The following is a 16,875-nucleotide window of genomic DNA, read 5'->3' as shown; positions in this document are numbered from 1 at the left end:
TGCTCCTCTGAGTAGATCCCTTATAGCCGTGAGGTTTCAAAGCGAAGTATTTTTCGTAAAAGTTTTAATTAATAGAAGCACCCTGACATAATGTTGTCAGGGTGCTTCCATTAATATGGGGATATAAACAAACCCATTTTAAGGAGGATGTTCGCATGACAAGAGCAAGAACGATTAATTCCGAGGGAAATGCAGAAATTCAGTCGTTTCGTATTTCCGTTGCGCAAAATGATCTTGAGGATCTTCGATACCGCTTATCTCGGACTCGTTGGCCGGAAACGTTAGGTGAAGCAGGCTGGAAATATGGGGTTTCGCTGGATTATGTGAAAGAATTGGCAGTCTATTGGGAGAAAGAATACGATTGGCGTACATTCGAAGCTCGTCTAAATGAATACCCACAATTCATTACGAATATCGATGGTGCTAACATTCATTTTTTGCATGTTCGTTCCCCAGAGCCTGGCGCATTTCCACTACTGCTTACTCATGCATGGCCTAGCTCTATTGTCGAGTTTTTGGAACTTATAGGCCCGCTCAGTGATCCGCGCAATCACGGCGGAGATCCGGCTCAAGCATTTCACCTTGTCATTCCTTCCGTGCCTGGATTTGGTTTCTCAGGACCGGATCTTGAATCAGGATGGGACATTGCCCGCATATCGAAAGCGTGGGATGTCTTAATGAAGCGCTTGGGATATATGGAATACGGAGCGCACGGGAGTGATTGCGGTGCACTTGTGTCCAGACAACTCGGCATTCAGAAGCCAGAAGGACTTCGCGGTATTCATGTACTTCAGCTGTTTTCGTTCCCTTCCGGTGATCCGGCGGAGATGGCTGACTTATCGGAAGAAGATCAAGGTAAACTTCAATTCCTGGCTAATTTTCATCAACGGGCGGGTTTTAACTCGATCCAGTCCACACGTCCGCAAACACTCTCTTACGGGCTGGCAGATTCGCCATCAGGTCAGCTTGCTTGGATTGCCGATTTATTTTGCGGTTTTGGCGACCATGTGGATTTTATTGACCGGGATGCATTTCTGACTAACGTCACCTTGTATTGGTTGACCAATACGGCGGAATCATCTTCTCGCTTGTATTATGAGAATGCGCATAACCACGGGCAGGAGACGCACGGACCGAATACGATTCCGACTGGAGTGGCTGTGTTCGGAGATGATTTTAAATCGATAAGGCGCTTTGCTGAACGGGATAACACGAACATTGTGCAATGGACGGAATTTAAGCGTGGAACCCATTTTGCCGCGATGGATGCGCCGGATCTTCTCATTCCTGAGCTTCAGTCTTTTTTCCAAAGATTCCGTTAACACTATATTCAATAAGGTTAACAAGATGGGAGCTATAACATGAGTAATCTAAAAAAAACACAAATCCGAGAGGCTGCAACCGATAATGAACCTTGTAAAATACTCAATAAACTTGAGCTGAACCGTTCACTGCTGGCAAGGCAAATGCTGCTAAGCCGTGAAAAGCTCCACATCTTGGAGGCCATTGAGAAGCTGGTTGGGATGCAGGCGCAATCCCAGAACGCCCCGTATTTCGGTTTGTGGTCGCGGATCGAAGATTTTCGACATGAAGAACTGTCTGGGCTCTTAAGGGATAAGAAGGTCGTTCGTATGGCGCTGATGCGTTCGACTCTGCATCTGGTCTCGTCCCGTGACGCATTGAAGCTGCGTTCCTTACTGCAGCCTGTTATGGACCGCAGCCTGAAGGGTGCTTTCGGTAAGCAGCTTAATGGAATAGACCAAGAAGTACTTGCTGCTGCTGGAAGGGCAATGGTCGAAAAGGAGCCAATGACGCTCCGTGAAATAGGTTTGCGACTAAGTGAACATACGCCGGTGCTCGATCCGGAAGCAGCGGCTGGAGTAGTTCGGAACAAGGTGCCGTTAGTCCAAATTCCACCGCGGGGGATTTGGGGGGAAAGCGGTCAAGCTGTGCATACATCAGTTGAAGTATGGCTCGGCCAGCCTTTATTCTTATCGCCCGAGCCAGAATGGCTCATACGGAGTTATTTGTCCGCATTTGGGCCTGCTACAGTCAAGGATATACAGGTGTGGTCAGGCCTTACACGTATTCAAGAGGTTATAAAATCCTTGCGTCAGAATCTGATCACTTTCCGAAACGAACGAGGCGAGGAATTGTTCGACCTGCCAGATTCACCTCGCCCTGATGCCGATACACCAGCTGAGCCAAGGTTTCTTGGCGAGTTCGATAATATGCTGCTCTCCTATGCGGACCGCAGCCGAATCATGGATGAGGTGTACCGCAAACGAGTATTTACATCGAATGGAATCATTCGTGCAACCTTTCTGGTCGGCGGTTTTGTCACCGGAACCTGGAAGCTGACAAGCGGGAGACATGGCACGGAACTGCACATAGAGCCTTTTCGCAAGCTTACTGAGCAAGAGCGGGATGCGTTGTCTGGGGAGGGGGCTCGTATGCTTGATTTCGCCGCTTCAGATGCGGCTGCCTCCGCTATTATTTTTCACTGACTCGTTATGTCATAGAAGGCTTGGTTGTTCAAATGTAGAATAAGGAAAGGATGAATCTGACTTTTGCAAGGTGCTCGGATTACCATATGGGAGGGTGCTTCTATGAAACTGGATCGTTTGCTCGCAATTACGATGATGTTATTAAATCAGCCTCGCGTCAGTGCTACTGACCTAGCCAAGCGATTCGAGGTTTCCCTGCGAACGATCTATCGTGACATGGATGCAATTAATCAAGCAGGTATCCCAATTGTGTCTTTCGCCGGATCGGAAGGCGGGTATGAGATTATGCAGGGCTACCGATTGGAAAAGCAGGTATTATCTTTGGAAGATTTCTCATCAATCTGCTCCGCCTTGCGCGGAGTGCGTTCCGCGACGGATCATTTGGAAATCGATCGATTAATTGAAAGAATCGGTGCGTTAATGCCTGGGCAAAAAACAGCCAGAAATCAGACTTATGTGGATCTCGATTTCAAGCCGGCACCAAACGATAAAGCGCACATGGGCCCTATACATCAGGCAATCAAAGATCGACAATACGTTTCATTCACATACTTGGATAATAAAGGTACGGAGACGGAACGCAAGCTGGAACCGATGGGTCTTTTTCTCAAGGGATATACTTGGTATTTGTACGGCTATTGTCTGACTCGAATGGACATCCGCATATTTCGACTGTCCCGTATAGGAGACCTGAAGATCTTAACAGAACATTTTGTGAGACGAGACTTCACGTTGCAAGATGTTGAAGAACAATTTATGAGCAGAGTCGATTTCAAAAAATTGCAGGTGGTACTCATTTTTCAACCCGAGATAAAAACCCGGGTGCGTGATGAGTTCGGCTTCGACCAAATGATTGTAAGTCCTGATGGAACCTTGTCATTAACCACCTATTTTTCATCAATGGAACGAGCGATTCAGAAAATTTTAAGCTACGGATGTATGGTAAAAGTGCTGGAGCCCCCGGAATTAATTTCGAACATACAGCATCACATTCAGATGATGGCTCAGCTTTATGAGCGATGAGAATGAAAAACCTCCTAAAAGAAGCTGTTAGAATGAACAGCTAATTTTGGAGGTTTTATTTATTGTGAGGTACAAAGTTACGTGAATTGTATGGTATGAAGCAGATAGCCGTATTTAGCGATAATGTCCAATTGTCTTGAAATTAATGGATAAGGATTTCCATGGGTGCCTTTACGGCTTCAAGGTAACTTTCTGCAATATGTTCCAGTTCAGCATCGGTAGCTTGCATTACGCTGTATCCAACGAATACCGGAAGAAAGTTACCTTTGCATCTCGTCAGTGTTCTTTCGATTGGACGCATGAGCTCGCTGATTGTATACTTGTTGTCACCGCCTGACCTGTAGCTTGCTTCCGATCCTCCTGTCGTCGTGGCGATCATGAACTCTTTGTCACGCAGATTGTCTCCCCCTGGACCATAAGCCCAACCGAACGTAAGTACATCGTCGAACCACTTTTTGAGCAGCGGCGGACAGCTGTACCAATAAAAAGGGAACTGAAACACAATCCTGTCGTACTGCAGCAGAGTCTGCTGTTCTTTCTCAACATCGATTTGCCAAGTGGGATACTCCAGATACAGGTCGCGGACGTAAATATCCACGTTTTTAAGTTTCTGAATTAAGGCCTTATTGACTCTGGATTGATTTAAATCGGGATGCGCAGTAATCACCATACTATTCATAAGATCATCCTTTTTATCGATTTTGGCAGCATCGCGATCTGCACTCTCTATTATTGGGGAGTAAGAGCATCTTGCAAAGTACGCTCTTTTTTCATACTAAGTTCTGTCGAACATACTGTGGATTTCCTGAAACATTTATTAATAGTATGGAAAAGTGTACTAAGTACGGTGAATGGGTGTACTTTCCAAATTTCCAATACTCTGATAAAGTGGCATTACTAATTAGTTAGTAGTACTTGGAGGCGAAAAGCGTGTATGACGAAATACGAGATCCAGATCATCGAACACAAGGTATTATAGCGATAATGCATGCAATAGGTGGAAAGTGGAAGCCGTTGATTTTGTTTATTTTGCTGCATGATGGGACGAAAAGGTTCGGGGAATTACGCCGACTTCTCCCGAACATTACTCAAGGAATGCTTACGAGTCAGCTCAGGGAGATGGAACAGGATGGACTTATCGTGCGTCAAGCATATCAGGAAATTCCTCCGAAGGTTGAGTACTCGTTATCCGATCATGGCAAGACACTAAGCTCGGTGTTAAACGATATGTGCAAATGGGGCTTCAAGCATATCGAATTTACGAAACAACCGGAAAACGATTGAATAACATAGGGAAGCGGATATATATCCGTTTCATATCTTTAAGCAAACAGGCGCATGCACTTACTTACGAAAGCCTCGTTTTAAGATAATAACACAAAAGGCAGCGTAGCTAGGACAACTGCCTTGTGTGTATGAATATGACGAACATTTAATGAGAACAAGCTTCTAATCCATATTAAGTAGCCGTCGTAACCGGCAGGCTTCCTGCTGTATACACAACACTGTTGCGGATCAATTGCCGGAAGGGCTCTGGCTCGAATGAGCGAGCGTCATGACCTGGCTGCAGGTAGACAATTTTGCCCAATCCAAAACCATTCTCCCACGCTGCGGGATATCGACGGCCATGATATTCGTATTCCAGAAATACCTTCACAGGAGCAAAGGGGTCGAACTCAACGACGTAAGGCTCCTCCGCCATAACAAAATTCGGTACTCCTTCAAGCAAAGGATGTGTCGGTTCTATGCCGTGGTAGCTCAAAATCTGATAAGGTGGATGGGTAATGAATTTCGCCCCTATCATCTGTGCTAATTCAGAGCTCCGCTGAAGGGAGATCCCGTTATGAATCGCCAGTATGCCTCCCCCTCCTGCAACGAAGGTGATTAACCCTGCGGTTTGTTCGGTTGTCAAGTTCCGCAGCCAGCAGTCCGTATAGGAAATAACGACGTCAAATTCATCTCTCGACAGCTCCTTCAAGGAATCATAATCCTCCGTAACGGTAAGATTAGTGGATTCACCGATAATCTGCACAAGCTGCTGACGAGCCGGCTCTAAAGGATGCCAAACATCCACACCGTTATCACCAATTAGAAGGGCATTGATTCTTTTGTTCATTGTATTTATCTCCTTTTCATGTCTAAATAATTAAAATACACTAATGATGTCGCAGAACATCATAAAAAGACGCAGTTATGCTAGATTTTTTTTTGGAGGAATAATTATGGAGCTGGAGACGTTGTGGATAGATTATCATGAGCAAATACGTCACTTTGTTCATAAGAAGATTCGTGAGCATAACGATGCTGAAGACATCGTACAGGACGTATTCATCATGGCTTCTCAAGGCTTAGCGCAGCTTAAGGACGAAGAAAAATGTCGCGCTTGGATTTATCAGATCGCTCGTAACCGAATCGCGGACTATTACCGCAGGCATAGAAAGACCGAGGAGCTAACGGACATGGCAGAGCCGGAAAAGGATGAAGCCTGCTATAGCGCCCGGGAGGCGATAGAGGGAATGAAGTCCATCTTAAAGAAGATGCCTGACAAATACCGAGAAGCAGTCGAGTTAGCTGACTTAAAGGGAATACCTCAAAAAGAGCTTAGTGAGTTTCTAGAACTCTCATATTCCGGGACAAAATCAAGAGTTCAGCGGGGCCGTGAGATGATTAAGGCGATGATGACCAGCTGCTGCGAAATTGAAACCGATCGGTACGGCAATATTATCGAGTACCGTGTTGTGAAGGACGAACCTGTGCCGGCAAGAAGAACGACAAGAACTTAATTGCTCCGCTGATAAGATAATTATCCAACTAATGGACCGTGTACAATATCTAAATCTTGCTGTCTTACTCCGAATTTCTATATCCCGTTAAAGGTGTGTGATAAATTAATGAAAAATAGATCTTAGAGGAGATGTGAGTTTGTTATGCATACGGTAATTGAACCCAAAATTCTTTACTTTGGCACCTCAGTCGTACTCATAAGTACGATGAATGAAGACGGAACGTCCAATCTTGCTCCGATGTCCTCTGCCTGGTGGCTCAATCAATCGTGTATGCTCGGTATGAGCAGCAAGTCTCAAACCGTTCAGAATCTGATCCGTGAGCACGAATGTGTGCTTAATCTTCCTTCCATTGACTTGATTCCTTCGATTGATCGGCTCACCCTATTAACAGGACGTAATCCGGTACCCGAATCCAAAGCATTGAGGGGCTATACATATGAAGCCGATAAATTCGGCGTCGCAGGGTTAACCCCGCTTCCGTCGCAACTTGTTCAAGCACCACGTGTGAAAGAATGCCCCGTCCATCTCGAGGCCAAATTTGTGATGATACATCCATTCGAACAACCCAGCTCCCTTGTCGCCATTGAAGTGCATATTGAAAAAGTTCATATCGAAGATTCGCTTCTAATGAATGCGAACTCAAACTATGTCGATCCTTCAAAATGGAATCCAATGATTATGAATTTCTGCGAATATTTCGGTCTGGGCGAGCAACGATCTGCATCAAAATTAGCCCCGGTATTTGGACCTGAGTCTGTAGAGTAGGCTTGTAAATAAAGTCCGTACTACACGCATTATCGTGTTATGGTTGAACGGGCAGATTATACGCTAATGCACTAATGCTGTTGGTATATAAGATTCTCTCTTCAATGACTTGACCCTGACGTATACTGTAGGGTTTATAGTCAAGGGAAGGAGGGAATGGACATGAAAAAAAGGAACATTTCGGAATCAGAAAAAGGCTTGGATTTTAGCAAAGGGCTTACCCTCGAATTACTAGGCTGGCTGTCGATGGTAATCGCGCTATTTACAGCAACGCTCATAGGACGACAGATTGAACAATCGGGTTATCCATATTGGGTTTCGGCAGGGACGAAAGGTATAATTACCTCATTTATCGTGGTTACTGTGGTATTCTGGATACGAAGACGTTACCCTAATCAACTTAAGCTGACACCATTGTCTAGGGTCGGTTTGCTTCATTTGTTAAGTGGTGCAATGCTTCCTTTACTGTTGGTAATATGTGGTTTTATTATAGCTAGTCAATTAAATTGGATTGAGATTGTGGAGTGGCATTTCTCCTATTCACTATTCTTCGGTATCATTCTAAATGTATGTTTTGCTTTTTTATACGAGGCACTGCCCGAGGAATTGACGATGCGGGGGTTGGTATATAGTGGCTTAAGAGTGAAACTCCCTGCCTTTCTGGCCTATGCCGGGCAAATCTTTTTGTTCGTACTTGTGCCTGTCACCGTAAATTTTCTGCAGCAGCTGGTCGGTATGGAGCCTGGCGTTGAAATTAATACTGATTATATCCTTCTGCTAATAGCCTTTGGAACAGTACTGCAGCTGTTGCGAAGTACTACAGGATCTCTATGGGCGTCTATAGGATTTCACCTTAGTTACTTGGAGATATCCAGATTTATGGTCGCGCAGAATGATCTGCGATTATTGACGTATTCCGAACTGCATGAAGGTACAGGCAGCTTGTTTATTTTATTTACGATGGTGATATTGGTGGGAATCTTGATCGTCGGAGCATTCTCTATCTGGCTGAGGACAAATGGAAAGAAAGCAAAACGTTAAAAGGATGGATGTTTAAGTTGTATACAGTCGGACAGTTATCGAACCTGACGAAAATATCGATTCGCACGCTGCATTACTATGAGAAGCTGGGGCTGCTTAATCCGATCCGGGATGAGATTAACCAATATAGACAATACAGCGACCGAGATATTTTGATACTTCAACAGATCGCAATTCTAAAAAGAATGAAATACAAGCTGAGCGAGATTGCGGTGTTTCTAGATCAAAACGGACCTGTGGTTGGTGAGTCATCTCATCATGTTGTGACGGCATGGATGCAGTCCTTAGAAAAACAACTTAAGATTGTAAGAGAGCAAAAGGAAGATTTGAAAAGGGTAGAACAGCTTCTGTTCTCTACCCTCTATTCAATACGTGTTACTGATGAGGTTAATCTCGATGAGATGCTGAACTTTATTAAAGAACTGGATCAACCTAAGGACCTTTCTAGAAGTACACTGCTACAGCAAGTTTTTACGCCGGAAGAGTTGAAGGTTCTGCCAATAGACAAATCGGGGACTGTAGAGATGGAATGGGCGGACATCCTAAAAGAAATTAACAAACACATGCACGAAGCGCCGGATTCCGAGGCCTCTCAGAAGCTGGCTAAGCGAATCAGCGAGTATGCTTCCGTGTTATTTCATGGTGACGAACAACTTGCTGAGAAGTACTGGGAATACATTACTCCGGAAGATGGACAGTCACCACGAGCGTACGGTATGTCTACGGAAGTAATGCGGTATATTGAAAAAATATTAGAGCGGTAGGACTAGAGCTAGCAATCGCTTGGACGATATCTTAGGAAGGGGGCTGTCCCGATTACAGGGATAGGGTAGACGCAATATAAGTTATGGGAAGAAGCGGAAGACCTTACAGCATTCCTTCAGACTAATGATAGGAGATAAAAGCGATGAGGAGATTTGAAATTATAAAAGCTAACTCTGAAGATGGCAAAATAATATCAGCGTTAATAAAAGAGTCCTTTAAGCGACAAGCTGAGTTATTAAACATATCAGAGTCAGAATACCCAAATTATGTTGCTTTCGAGACGGAAGAAATGGCAAGAAATAGAATTGTTAACACGCAAGTGAAAATTTTGTTTGTAGATGCAGAGCCTATAGGTACTATCGGTTCGTATAAGGAAGATGAAGTCGGATATATTGAAAGGTTAGCTATTCTTCCAACATTCCGCGGAAATGATTATGGTAAACGCTTGTTGGAGAAGACAGAAACGGAACTATTCAATAATGGATGTAAGGTGATCCGTTTATCGATTGTTGCAAGTTTTGAAAGATTACAACAATATTATGAGCAACATGGATATCGCTGTAATGAGAAAAAGAGCTATCCATTCTTACCCTTTGAAGTGCAATTTTTAAGTAAAAACATCGAATAGTTGAGGCATTCTAATTCGGAGTGAGGAAGGGGAATGGGCGTTTGCAATCCAAGGGCAGCTGTCAATGTGTAGCTGCTCCTTTCGTTTTTTATACGTTCTTCCGAGGCTCAGATCCAGCCCTTGCTTAGAGCAATGGCAACGGCATCGATCCGATTCTTCGCCTCGAGTTTCTGAAGGATCTCTGAGATGTAGTTACGGATGGTAGCGGGAGACAAATATAATAGCTTGCTGATTTCGCTCACCGAATATCCGTCTCTCAAATAGGATAGAAGCTCTGACTCCCGATTCGTTAAAGGATTCACTTCTTCGCTCATGGAGAAGGTGAGGAGAGGACTGAATACGCGACTGCCCTTATAAATTTTGCGCAAAGATACGGCAAGTTCCGATACGGGAGCATCCTTTAGGAAATAACCCATCACTCCAGCTTGAACCGCTCGCTGATAATATCCGCTTTTGGCAAAAGTCGTCACGATGGCGATCCGGCATTTACTGCCCTCTGCCATAAGCTGTTCAGCTACGTCCAGTCCGCTTAATAGCGGCATTTCAATATCTAGTACGGCAATATCCGGCGACAGCTTTCGGATCAGCTGCAAAGCTAGCTCGCCATTGTCGGCTTCTCCGACGATTTCGATGTCCGGTTCCATACCGAGGAGCCGGCTGATGGCGCTTCTTAACATTCCTTGGTCCTCTGCAATGACAATCTTCACCCTGTTTCCTCCTTGGCCCGCGTTCGGTGATGAGGTATGGTAATCTTCACTTTCGTGCGATTCTCAACATCAGAAGCCAGTTCCAGCGTTCCTCCTATTAAAGATAACCGTTCCTTCATGCCCAGCAGACCGGCACCCCATTTCCGCGTTTGGTTCTGACCCTTCGCTATGCCGATCCCATTGTCACAAGTGAGTAACAAATAGCGTTCCTTATCTTCCAGGAGCTGAATGGAACATTTTCCTGCCCCGCTATGTTTGACGACATTGGTTATACATTCCCGCAAGCACATGCCAAGAACATTCTGAACAATAGGCATCATTCTTTCCGCGTCCATCCGTATGTGCGTTTCTGCCTCAATGCCGGCAGTTTGAAGAATATGCACAGCACGATGAAACTCATCTCGGATATCGATGGATTGCATATCATTAACCATTTCCCGGACCTGCAGCAAGGCCGTTCTAGAGATCCGCTGGATATCACCGACTTCAATAATAGCCTCATCGGGACTAGATCGAATAAGTCTCTCCACCAGCTCGCTCTTTACAGTAATCATGGAGAACGTCTGGCCAAGCGTATCGTGCAAATCTCTTGCAATGCGTGCTCTCTCCGCATATTTCACATTTTCTGCGCTGGCATGATAAAGCTTCATCTGCATCTCGTAAGAGACTTGGTACAGTTTGGACACATAGGGAAGGACAATCAAAGCGATAGAGATGGGCAGCCATTCGAACCGAAGAGGTTCGCCGGACAGGTAAGCGGACAGGCAGACCGCGATTGTAAAGCAGCCTGCCATGAAACCGACCAGCCAGGAAATTCTGCGATACGAGACAAGCATCGACATGGCTAAGGAAGGGTAAAAGCCGAAGCTCATATGCCAAGGAGTATGAACAAGGATGAAGTAGGAAACGACAATAAGCTGAATGCAGATATTCATCTCACGGTGCTTCGTATATAGCAGGCTCCTCCAATAACAGAAGGCAAGCAGCAAAAATAGGAATTTATCCAGCCATGCTTCTTGAAGCGGTGTGAAACCATATAAATAGACTGCCGGTATAATCAGAGGTACGAAGGCAAGCCATTTTCTTGAAATCGTATTCATGACACGTTCCTATCGTTTTAATTTGGAGAGCGCCGGTTAGTAAGCCAGGTTGGAATCCACGCAATCGACAGGGAGGCTGTTAGCGCATGAAGCGTGTTTGCAATCCCTGCAATATTGGGTTCAGATGGATAAGCCCAGTCATACAGCGATAGAAGTAGTGCCACCAGAACGGTGACTAGCCCATAGTAGAACCTTGGTTTAGAAGTCCTATCCTGGATCTTGTTATAAATAAAGGCGCCTATTACATTGACGACGATTGACGCAATCATGATTGAGAAGGGATTCAGCTGTTCAAACCGAAGATCCAGCAGCGCACACAAGACATAATATAGAATAATACACATGATCCCGGAAAGGAATCCTACACTTATACCAACCTTAAAGATTCTGTTCATTTCGTCACCCACTTCATAAGGTTTTGATTACAACCTTAGTGTATCAGCGTCAAAAATCGGTTAGTAGTTATAAATATCATTTTTTGAATCAGCCCTAGACAGCCAGCGGATTATACCCGAATATAATAACATATATAACTGACGCAAAGGAGAGATCGTTTTGGAGAAGAGTTCTATCGACCGACTTGAAGGGTTTGTCCAAGCAATTCCCGCAATAATCGAACAATTGGGCTGTGAGCATATTAGGGTTCCACGGTCCGAAGGGAAATGGTCCAGACTGCAAATCCTGGGTCATCTGTGCGATTCGGCCATTCATAATTTGATTCGGTTCATTGACGCCCAGCATACATCGGGAAGATATACGGTAACTTCATATAACCAAGATGCTTGGGTTTCGGCGCAACGATATGAAACGGCTTCGGTGGAGGAGGTCCTGGCGCTCTGGGAGAGTGTAAATCTCTCTATTCTTAGAGTCGTTTCCTCTATCCCTGAAGAATCGTTATCTTCAAGTCAGGTGCTGCTGCCGGATGGGGAGATCCGAACCTTGTTGTGGCTAGTGGATGATTATGTCGAGCATATGAATCATCATCTCCGGCAAATTCTCCATGTCGACTGATTCTGAGATGATAAGGATTCAGGAAGTTTAATATAAAAATACAACAAAGGAAGTGTGATCTTTATGGATGTAAATCGTGGAACCTGTGTTCCGCATGGGGTGAATCAGAAAGAAACCGGGTTCGGTTATACGCTGTCCGTTATTGGTGGCAAGTATAAAATGACCATTCTATATTGTCTGGCCGAACACAATGTTCTGCGCCCCAATGAAATGTTGCGTAAAATTAACGGCATTCCTTTTAAGACGTTAAGTATGATGCTAAAAGAGCTCGAAGCGGACGGCTTAATTCTCCGCAAAGATTATGCCCAAATTCCCCCGAAGGTTGAATATTCCTTATCGGAACTAGGGCAATCGATCATTCCAATTTTACATATGATGTGTGAGTGGGGAGAGAAAAACAGGAGGCTTGATTAAACCTCCTGAAGAGTGTATGCCTTACAGAGTGTCTATAAAGCGAAGATATTCATGTGCTCTCACTTCCAATAGGTTGGTCGTCGGTCTATTGTCTTCGACTGTTGACGCTTCGTCGCCCTCCTTACCATAAACAGCAAAGAACGAGCGGTAGTCTGAATTGCAGTAGTGGAACGTTGTTTCAAATGGTGCTAGCAGTTGCTCTAACGAATATTTGTATTTCCCGTCAGAACTATATTCCTCTCGTCTTATCCCGGTTGACACGGCTAGAGCGACTTTTCGATGTTTCATTTGGTTACCGCTGCTTGAACCATAGCCCCAGCCGTAAGTCAATACATCATCAAGCCATTTTTTCAACAGTGGCGGGCAATTGAACCAGAAGATCGGGAACTGAAATACTAGATTTGCATGCGATTCTACCAATCTCTGTTCGCTCTTTACATCAATGTTCCCGTCGGGGTATGTCTTGTACAAATCGTGGACGGTATACTTCTCCGGAAACTTATTTAATTCTTCTACCAGCCGTTTATTAATCGTTGACGTTTCTAAGTTTGGGTGCGTTACAATCACCAGGGTTTTCATGTGACCCCTCCTTTATTCATGAGTATAATGGCGATTGCCTCAAATTATAAGTACGCACATTTTTTTCAGGTACTTACCAAAAGGTAACCGGCGGCTTTACAAGAACTGATAAAAATAGGAGGACTCCGGCCAGAGTTCAGCTTATTATGCTCAACAGCGTTAAGGCGAAGAAGAACTTGGTGCAGCAAATAAGTCGCGGATATCGCGGCTTTTTTGTTTGTGTTTAATAAAACCGAATTACTGATTTATAAGCAGACATGACAATTGTCATGTCAATTCATTCCTCTGTTCACTGTGAGCACGTTCTTTACAAGAGTAAGATGATTTCAGATACAAATAAGAACAGAACAGTGAGGAGTAAGAGGGATGATCATAGAAGTAAAAAATCTGATTAAGCGTTATAACGATTTTTTGGCACTGGACCATATCAGTTTTTCGATAAGGGAAGGGGAAATCTTTGGTTTGCTGGGTCCCAATGGAGCAGGCAAATCGACGACGATCAGCATCCTTTCAGGATTGACAGGATTTGACGGCGGAGAGGTTCTATTTCTGGGGAAAAAAATCGGCAGAAATGAGATGGAGGCCAAACGTGAGCTGGGGATTGTCCCCCAGGATATTGCCTTGTTTGAGGATTTGACCGCACAGGAGAATTTGGACTATTTCGGACGCTTATATGGACTGAAGGGTAAACTTCTTAAGGAGCGGATCAATGAGGCGCTGGCATTCACAGGCCTTACGGAACGGAGAAAAGACCGGCCAAAGGGTTTCTCGGGCGGGATGAAAAGAAGGCTCAATATCGCCTGCGCGATCCTGCACCACCCCAAATTAATCATTATGGATGAGCCAACGGTAGGCATTGATCCCCAATCAAGGAATCACATCATGGAATCGATCAAAGAACTGAACCGTATGGGTTCGACGATCATATACACCTCGCATTATATGGAAGAGGTCGAAGAGATTTGTACGAAAATTGCTGTTGTAGACCGTGGACGGGTCATTGCTCAAGGTACAAAGGAAGAACTGAAATCACTTGTATCATCGGAAGAAAAGATCACGATCGAGTTGTCTTCCGTTAATTTCACCATGGTAGAGGGCATCAAAAAAATCGAGAGCATCAGCGAATGCGTTGTAAACGGAAACCGCTTAGATGTAGTAGGCAGGAAAGGTGAAAATAATGTTAACCGCATCATACAGGTCATCTCCGAGTCGGAAGCTGATATTTTGTCCTTAAATGTTGAAAAACCAAGCCTGGAGGCCGTTTTCTTGACGCTGACCGGCAGGTCGCTCCGAGATTAATCAAGAGAGGAGGGAACGGAATGAAAGTTTGGACAATTGCTTATTATACCGCTTTGCGTCATGTGCGTGATGTTAAAGCGATGGCTGCCTTTCTGCTGCTGCCGCTGATCATGATGCTAATGCTCGGCACGATGCAAAGCAGCAAATTTACGCCAACCAAGGTAGAGCCCGTGAATGTGGGGTTCCTGAACAAAGACGAGGGTAGAGTAGGTGTCGAACTCGAAAAGTATCTGCTTTCTCAGAAGGTCCAGGGACTGGTTCAACTGATTCCCGTTTCGGATATTGCCGAAGGAAACGAATTTATGAATACGGGTAAAATCAACAGCTTGATCCATGTGCCGACTCATCTGTCCAATCAGCTCTTGGATGGAGAGGAGGTACAGGTGGAATTTTACGGTAAAGAGGATCACCCCTTCATTCAGCCTATCGTTGAAAGCTTTATCCGAACGCAAAATTTACGAGTAGTCGCAGATCATGCAGGGAATCCGGCCGCAGGGACAGAGAGCGAATCGAGCATTCGTGAGGTGAAGCTGGAAACGGAAGGGAAAATACCGACAGGCGTAGATTATTATGCTGTTACGACCATGTTCCAATTCCTGCTGCTTGGCGCATTGTTTGGCGTGTTTGCCGTAACGAAGGATATCGGCAATCATACCTACTCGAGATTTTTAGCCGCCCCTGTATATGGCAGTCGGATAACGTTAGGCAAGCTGTTGGGTAGTTTGATCACGCTGTACGGGATTTCAATGTTTCTATTTCTAGTATCCAAATATGTCTTCCGTGCGAATTGGGATACAAGTTTATGGATGATTATGCTGGTTCTGCTCTTGTTCGCAGCCATTTCGGTCTCGTTGGGGATGATCATGGCGTATTTAACCAAAAGCACGTTGATTTCTTCGCTCTCGCTCTTTATACTTTCGTTCGTATTTACGCTGATCTCCGGCGGCATTACGCCGATTGATGGAGCCGTATTTGATACGCTGAGCCGATTTGCGCCTAATTCATATGGTCAAAAAATACTGTTTGGCAGCATATATGATGGAACCTTCATGTCATCAGCCATGCGCGGGTTGGCCTTGTACACGGGGATAACGATCATACTGGCCATGGTTTCTGGAAGGAGGAGAGTAGCTTGAGCATCTTCAAACATACGATAAAACGAATCTTCCGGAATAAGATTCAGCTGATCTTCATTATTCTATTTCCGCTTGCTTACATGTCGCTTGGGTTAATAGACGATCAGCGGCGGCTCAAAGCGGCAATCATCGATCATGATCAAACGGAATTAACAGAGCACCTTATTCAAGGCTTGGAGACAATGGCCGTGATGAAAGCCGTGAAGGAGGAGGATATCGAACGTGAACTAAAAGATTTGAAGGTTGATTACGTTCTTGTGATCGATCATGGGTTTACAGAGCGTCTCATCCAAGGGGAGAACGGCGGGCTAAGTGAGTACTCCGTTAAGGAGTCGAATCTGTCGCAGCCGCTAAGCATCTATTTGAGACAGTGGGCAGATCAAGTTGGGATGATCGCTGCTGTCGCCGGACATCAATCCGATGCCTTCTATACTTCTTACAAGCAATATGAGGAGCATACTCCTCTCAAGCTGGATAATCGTCCTATTGAAAATCAGCAAGAGGACAAGTCGCGCAAGGTACTCGGTTTTCTTGTCATCCCTATGCTGTATACGTCATTAATTGCAGGCCTGCAGATTATATCCAACCGAAATAATCATACGCTGTACCGGACACTAGCTGCGCCAGTCCGCATTCGCAGCTATATGCTCCAAATGATCGGCAGCTTTTTATTTGTGGCCGTCATTCAACTCACCTTTGCCATGCTTGTGTTGAAATGGGGCTATCAGGTTCCGATGAATGATTCAGAATGGGGGATATATGCACTCCTGATCTTGTTTTCGGTGGCTGCTGTCTCTTTCGGAGTGGCCGTCAGTTCCATCTCGAAATCAATCCTTCAAGCCTGTCTGATTGGCATTTGCCTTATTGAACCAATATCCATGCTGGGCGGGGCATACGGCCCGCTGGACTGGGCTCCAGATGTCGTCAGAACCATAAGCCAATTTACCCCGGTGTATTGGGTAATGGACGGTATTGATCAGCTTCTGCGCGGCCAGCCCCTTCTTGGACTTGGTAAAGAGGCGGTCATGATCATTCTGTTCGCGATTATCTTCTTCCTATTCGGGACTATAAGGAAAACAGATATCGCCAAATAGGATCATTTGATATACTGTGT

At 44.9% G+C, this 16,875-nt stretch carries 20 protein-coding genes; 14 read left to right on the top strand and 6 right to left on the bottom strand.

Annotated features, from left to right (window positions below; translation table 11 throughout):
• Nucleotides 1-155: 155 nt before the first annotated feature.
• The 3 genes from ACFSVM_RS10630 (at nt 156) to ACFSVM_RS10620 (ending at nt 3,530) form a co-directional block, all read left to right on the top strand.
• On the top strand, nt 156-1,322 hold the full coding sequence (locus tag ACFSVM_RS10630; protein ID WP_379261991.1) for an epoxide hydrolase family protein: 1,167 nt from the start codon (nt 156-158) through the stop codon (nt 1,320-1,322).
• A gap of 39 nt (nt 1,323-1,361) precedes the next feature.
• Nucleotides 1,362-2,507 carry a winged helix DNA-binding domain-containing protein gene (locus tag ACFSVM_RS10625; RefSeq protein ID WP_379261989.1) on the top strand — a complete coding sequence of 382 codons (1,146 nt, stop codon included), beginning with the start codon at nt 1,362-1,364 and terminating at the stop codon, nt 2,505-2,507.
• Between the two features lie 102 nt (nt 2,508-2,609).
• Nucleotides 2,610-3,530, top strand: coding sequence for a helix-turn-helix transcriptional regulator (locus ACFSVM_RS10620; RefSeq protein ID WP_379261987.1), 921 nt, complete (start codon nt 2,610-2,612; stop codon nt 3,528-3,530).
• Between the two features lie 142 nt (nt 3,531-3,672).
• Here ACFSVM_RS10620 and ACFSVM_RS10615 read toward each other — a convergent pair whose 3' ends face one another.
• Nucleotides 3,673-4,209, bottom strand: a complete 537-nt coding sequence (locus tag ACFSVM_RS10615; RefSeq protein WP_379261985.1) for an NAD(P)H-dependent oxidoreductase — start codon at nt 4,207-4,209, stop codon at nt 3,673-3,675.
• Nucleotides 4,210-4,514: 305 nt separating this feature from the next.
• Between ACFSVM_RS10615 and ACFSVM_RS10610 the strand changes: the two genes are divergently transcribed.
• The gene (locus ACFSVM_RS10610) at nt 4,515-4,814 is read left to right on the top strand and encodes a winged helix-turn-helix transcriptional regulator (protein WP_076314114.1); all 300 of its coding nucleotides are present in this window, start codon (nt 4,515-4,517) and stop codon (nt 4,812-4,814) included.
• A gap of 175 nt (nt 4,815-4,989) precedes the next feature.
• Here ACFSVM_RS10610 and ACFSVM_RS10605 read toward each other — a convergent pair whose 3' ends face one another.
• A complete protein-coding gene (locus ACFSVM_RS10605) occupies nt 4,990-5,646 on the bottom strand; it encodes a ThuA domain-containing protein (protein WP_379261983.1) in 657 nt (218 codons plus the stop codon).
• A 106-nt stretch (nt 5,647-5,752) separates the two neighbouring features.
• Here ACFSVM_RS10605 and sigZ point away from each other — a divergent pair, with 106 nt between their 5' ends.
• The 5 genes from sigZ (at nt 5,753) to ACFSVM_RS10580 (ending at nt 9,515) form a co-directional block, all read left to right on the top strand.
• A complete protein-coding gene (sigZ, locus tag ACFSVM_RS10600; protein ID WP_379261981.1) occupies nt 5,753-6,313 on the top strand; it encodes an RNA polymerase sigma factor SigZ in 561 nt (186 codons plus the stop codon).
• Nucleotides 6,314-6,457: 144 nt separating this feature from the next.
• On the top strand, nt 6,458-7,081 hold the full coding sequence (locus ACFSVM_RS10595; protein ID WP_379261979.1) for a flavin reductase family protein: 624 nt from the start codon (nt 6,458-6,460) through the stop codon (nt 7,079-7,081).
• Between the two features lie 162 nt (nt 7,082-7,243).
• The gene (locus tag ACFSVM_RS10590; protein ID WP_379261977.1) at nt 7,244-8,122 is read left to right on the top strand and encodes a CPBP family glutamic-type intramembrane protease; all 879 of its coding nucleotides are present in this window, start codon (nt 7,244-7,246) and stop codon (nt 8,120-8,122) included.
• An 8-nt stretch (nt 8,123-8,130) separates the two neighbouring features.
• Nucleotides 8,131-8,886 carry a MerR family transcriptional regulator gene (locus ACFSVM_RS10585; RefSeq protein WP_341180715.1) on the top strand — a complete coding sequence of 252 codons (756 nt, stop codon included), beginning with the start codon at nt 8,131-8,133 and terminating at the stop codon, nt 8,884-8,886.
• Between the two features lie 143 nt (nt 8,887-9,029).
• Nucleotides 9,030-9,515 carry a GNAT family N-acetyltransferase gene (locus ACFSVM_RS10580; RefSeq protein ID WP_076313961.1) on the top strand — a complete coding sequence of 162 codons (486 nt, stop codon included), beginning with the start codon at nt 9,030-9,032 and terminating at the stop codon, nt 9,513-9,515.
• A gap of 107 nt (nt 9,516-9,622) precedes the next feature.
• Here the strand turns inward: ACFSVM_RS10580 and ACFSVM_RS10575 are convergent, their stop codons facing one another.
• The 3 genes from ACFSVM_RS10575 to ACFSVM_RS10565 are packed head-to-tail and all read right to left on the bottom strand — an operon-like array spanning nt 9,623 to nt 11,717.
• Nucleotides 9,623-10,222, bottom strand: coding sequence for a response regulator transcription factor (locus tag ACFSVM_RS10575; RefSeq protein WP_379261974.1), 600 nt, complete (start codon nt 10,220-10,222; stop codon nt 9,623-9,625).
• A complete protein-coding gene (locus tag ACFSVM_RS10570) occupies nt 10,219-11,322 on the bottom strand; it encodes a sensor histidine kinase (protein WP_379261972.1) in 1,104 nt (367 codons plus the stop codon). The genes ACFSVM_RS10575 and ACFSVM_RS10570 overlap by 4 nt, the downstream gene beginning before the upstream one ends.
• A 17-nt stretch (nt 11,323-11,339) precedes the next feature.
• Complete coding sequence (locus tag ACFSVM_RS10565) at nt 11,340-11,717, bottom strand: hypothetical protein (RefSeq protein ID WP_076313964.1); 378 nt, start codon at nt 11,715-11,717, stop codon at nt 11,340-11,342.
• Between the two features lie 160 nt (nt 11,718-11,877).
• Here ACFSVM_RS10565 and ACFSVM_RS10560 point away from each other — a divergent pair, with 160 nt between their 5' ends.
• Nucleotides 11,878-12,333 carry a DinB family protein gene (locus ACFSVM_RS10560; RefSeq protein WP_379261970.1) on the top strand — a complete coding sequence of 152 codons (456 nt, stop codon included), beginning with the start codon at nt 11,878-11,880 and terminating at the stop codon, nt 12,331-12,333.
• Nucleotides 12,334-12,396: 63 nt separating this feature from the next.
• Nucleotides 12,397-12,747, top strand: a complete 351-nt coding sequence (locus ACFSVM_RS10555) for a winged helix-turn-helix transcriptional regulator (protein ID WP_076313966.1) — start codon at nt 12,397-12,399, stop codon at nt 12,745-12,747.
• Between the two features lie 21 nt (nt 12,748-12,768).
• Here ACFSVM_RS10555 and ACFSVM_RS10550 read toward each other — a convergent pair whose 3' ends face one another.
• Complete coding sequence (locus tag ACFSVM_RS10550) at nt 12,769-13,326, bottom strand: NAD(P)H-dependent oxidoreductase (protein WP_047911821.1); 558 nt, start codon at nt 13,324-13,326, stop codon at nt 12,769-12,771.
• A 366-nt stretch (nt 13,327-13,692) separates the two neighbouring features.
• Here ACFSVM_RS10550 and ACFSVM_RS10545 point away from each other — a divergent pair, with 366 nt between their 5' ends.
• The 3 genes from ACFSVM_RS10545 to ACFSVM_RS10535 are packed head-to-tail and all read left to right on the top strand — an operon-like array spanning nt 13,693 to nt 16,855.
• Complete coding sequence (locus tag ACFSVM_RS10545; RefSeq protein ID WP_076313968.1) at nt 13,693-14,625, top strand: ABC transporter ATP-binding protein; 933 nt, start codon at nt 13,693-13,695, stop codon at nt 14,623-14,625.
• 20 nt (nt 14,626-14,645) lie between these two features.
• Entirely contained in the window at nt 14,646-15,761 is a 1,116-nt protein-coding gene (locus ACFSVM_RS10540) for an ABC transporter permease (protein WP_379261967.1), read from the top strand.
• The gene (locus ACFSVM_RS10535) at nt 15,758-16,855 is read left to right on the top strand and encodes an ABC transporter permease (RefSeq protein WP_379261965.1); all 1,098 of its coding nucleotides are present in this window, start codon (nt 15,758-15,760) and stop codon (nt 16,853-16,855) included. Before ACFSVM_RS10540 ends, ACFSVM_RS10535 begins: the two co-directional genes overlap by 4 nt.
• The last annotated feature ends 20 nt before the right edge of the window (nt 16,856-16,875 follow it).

It is taken from the genome of Paenibacillus shunpengii (assembly GCF_042684905.1).
In the GTDB taxonomy this organism is placed as follows: Bacteria; Bacillota; Bacilli; order Paenibacillales; family Paenibacillaceae; genus Paenibacillus; species Paenibacillus shunpengii.
This window is presented reverse-complemented; position numbering and strand designations above follow the sequence as displayed.

What these genes read in the sequence shown, in the direction of transcription:
- ACFSVM_RS10630 (WP_379261991.1), top strand. Translation starts at nt 156, where the DNA reads ATGACAAGAGCAAGAACGATTAATTCCGAGGGAAATGCAGAAATTCAG.
- ACFSVM_RS10625 (WP_379261989.1), top strand. Translation starts at nt 1,362, where the DNA reads ATGAGTAATCTAAAAAAAACACAAATCCGAGAGGCTGCAACCGATAAT.
- ACFSVM_RS10620 (WP_379261987.1), top strand. Translation starts at nt 2,610, where the DNA reads ATGAAACTGGATCGTTTGCTCGCAATTACGATGATGTTATTAAATCAG.
- ACFSVM_RS10615 (WP_379261985.1), bottom strand. Translation starts at nt 4,209, where the DNA reads ATGAATAGTATGGTGATTACTGCGCATCCCGATTTAAATCAATCCAGA.
- ACFSVM_RS10610 (WP_076314114.1), top strand. Translation starts at nt 4,515, where the DNA reads ATGCATGCAATAGGTGGAAAGTGGAAGCCGTTGATTTTGTTTATTTTG.
- ACFSVM_RS10605 (WP_379261983.1), bottom strand. Translation starts at nt 5,646, where the DNA reads ATGAACAAAAGAATCAATGCCCTTCTAATTGGTGATAACGGTGTGGAT.
- sigZ (WP_379261981.1), top strand. Translation starts at nt 5,753, where the DNA reads ATGGAGCTGGAGACGTTGTGGATAGATTATCATGAGCAAATACGTCAC.
- ACFSVM_RS10595 (WP_379261979.1), top strand. Translation starts at nt 6,458, where the DNA reads ATGCATACGGTAATTGAACCCAAAATTCTTTACTTTGGCACCTCAGTC.
- ACFSVM_RS10590 (WP_379261977.1), top strand. Translation starts at nt 7,244, where the DNA reads ATGAAAAAAAGGAACATTTCGGAATCAGAAAAAGGCTTGGATTTTAGC.
- ACFSVM_RS10585 (WP_341180715.1), top strand. Translation starts at nt 8,131, where the DNA reads ATGTTTAAGTTGTATACAGTCGGACAGTTATCGAACCTGACGAAAATA.
- ACFSVM_RS10580 (WP_076313961.1), top strand. Translation starts at nt 9,030, where the DNA reads ATGAGGAGATTTGAAATTATAAAAGCTAACTCTGAAGATGGCAAAATA.
- ACFSVM_RS10570 (WP_379261972.1), bottom strand. Translation starts at nt 11,322, where the DNA reads ATGAATACGATTTCAAGAAAATGGCTTGCCTTCGTACCTCTGATTATA.
- ACFSVM_RS10565 (WP_076313964.1), bottom strand. Translation starts at nt 11,717, where the DNA reads ATGAACAGAATCTTTAAGGTTGGTATAAGTGTAGGATTCCTTTCCGGG.
- ACFSVM_RS10555 (WP_076313966.1), top strand. Translation starts at nt 12,397, where the DNA reads ATGGATGTAAATCGTGGAACCTGTGTTCCGCATGGGGTGAATCAGAAA.
- ACFSVM_RS10550 (WP_047911821.1), bottom strand. Translation starts at nt 13,326, where the DNA reads ATGAAAACCCTGGTGATTGTAACGCACCCAAACTTAGAAACGTCAACG.
- ACFSVM_RS10545 (WP_076313968.1), top strand. Translation starts at nt 13,693, where the DNA reads ATGATCATAGAAGTAAAAAATCTGATTAAGCGTTATAACGATTTTTTG.
- ACFSVM_RS10540 (WP_379261967.1), top strand. Translation starts at nt 14,646, where the DNA reads ATGAAAGTTTGGACAATTGCTTATTATACCGCTTTGCGTCATGTGCGT.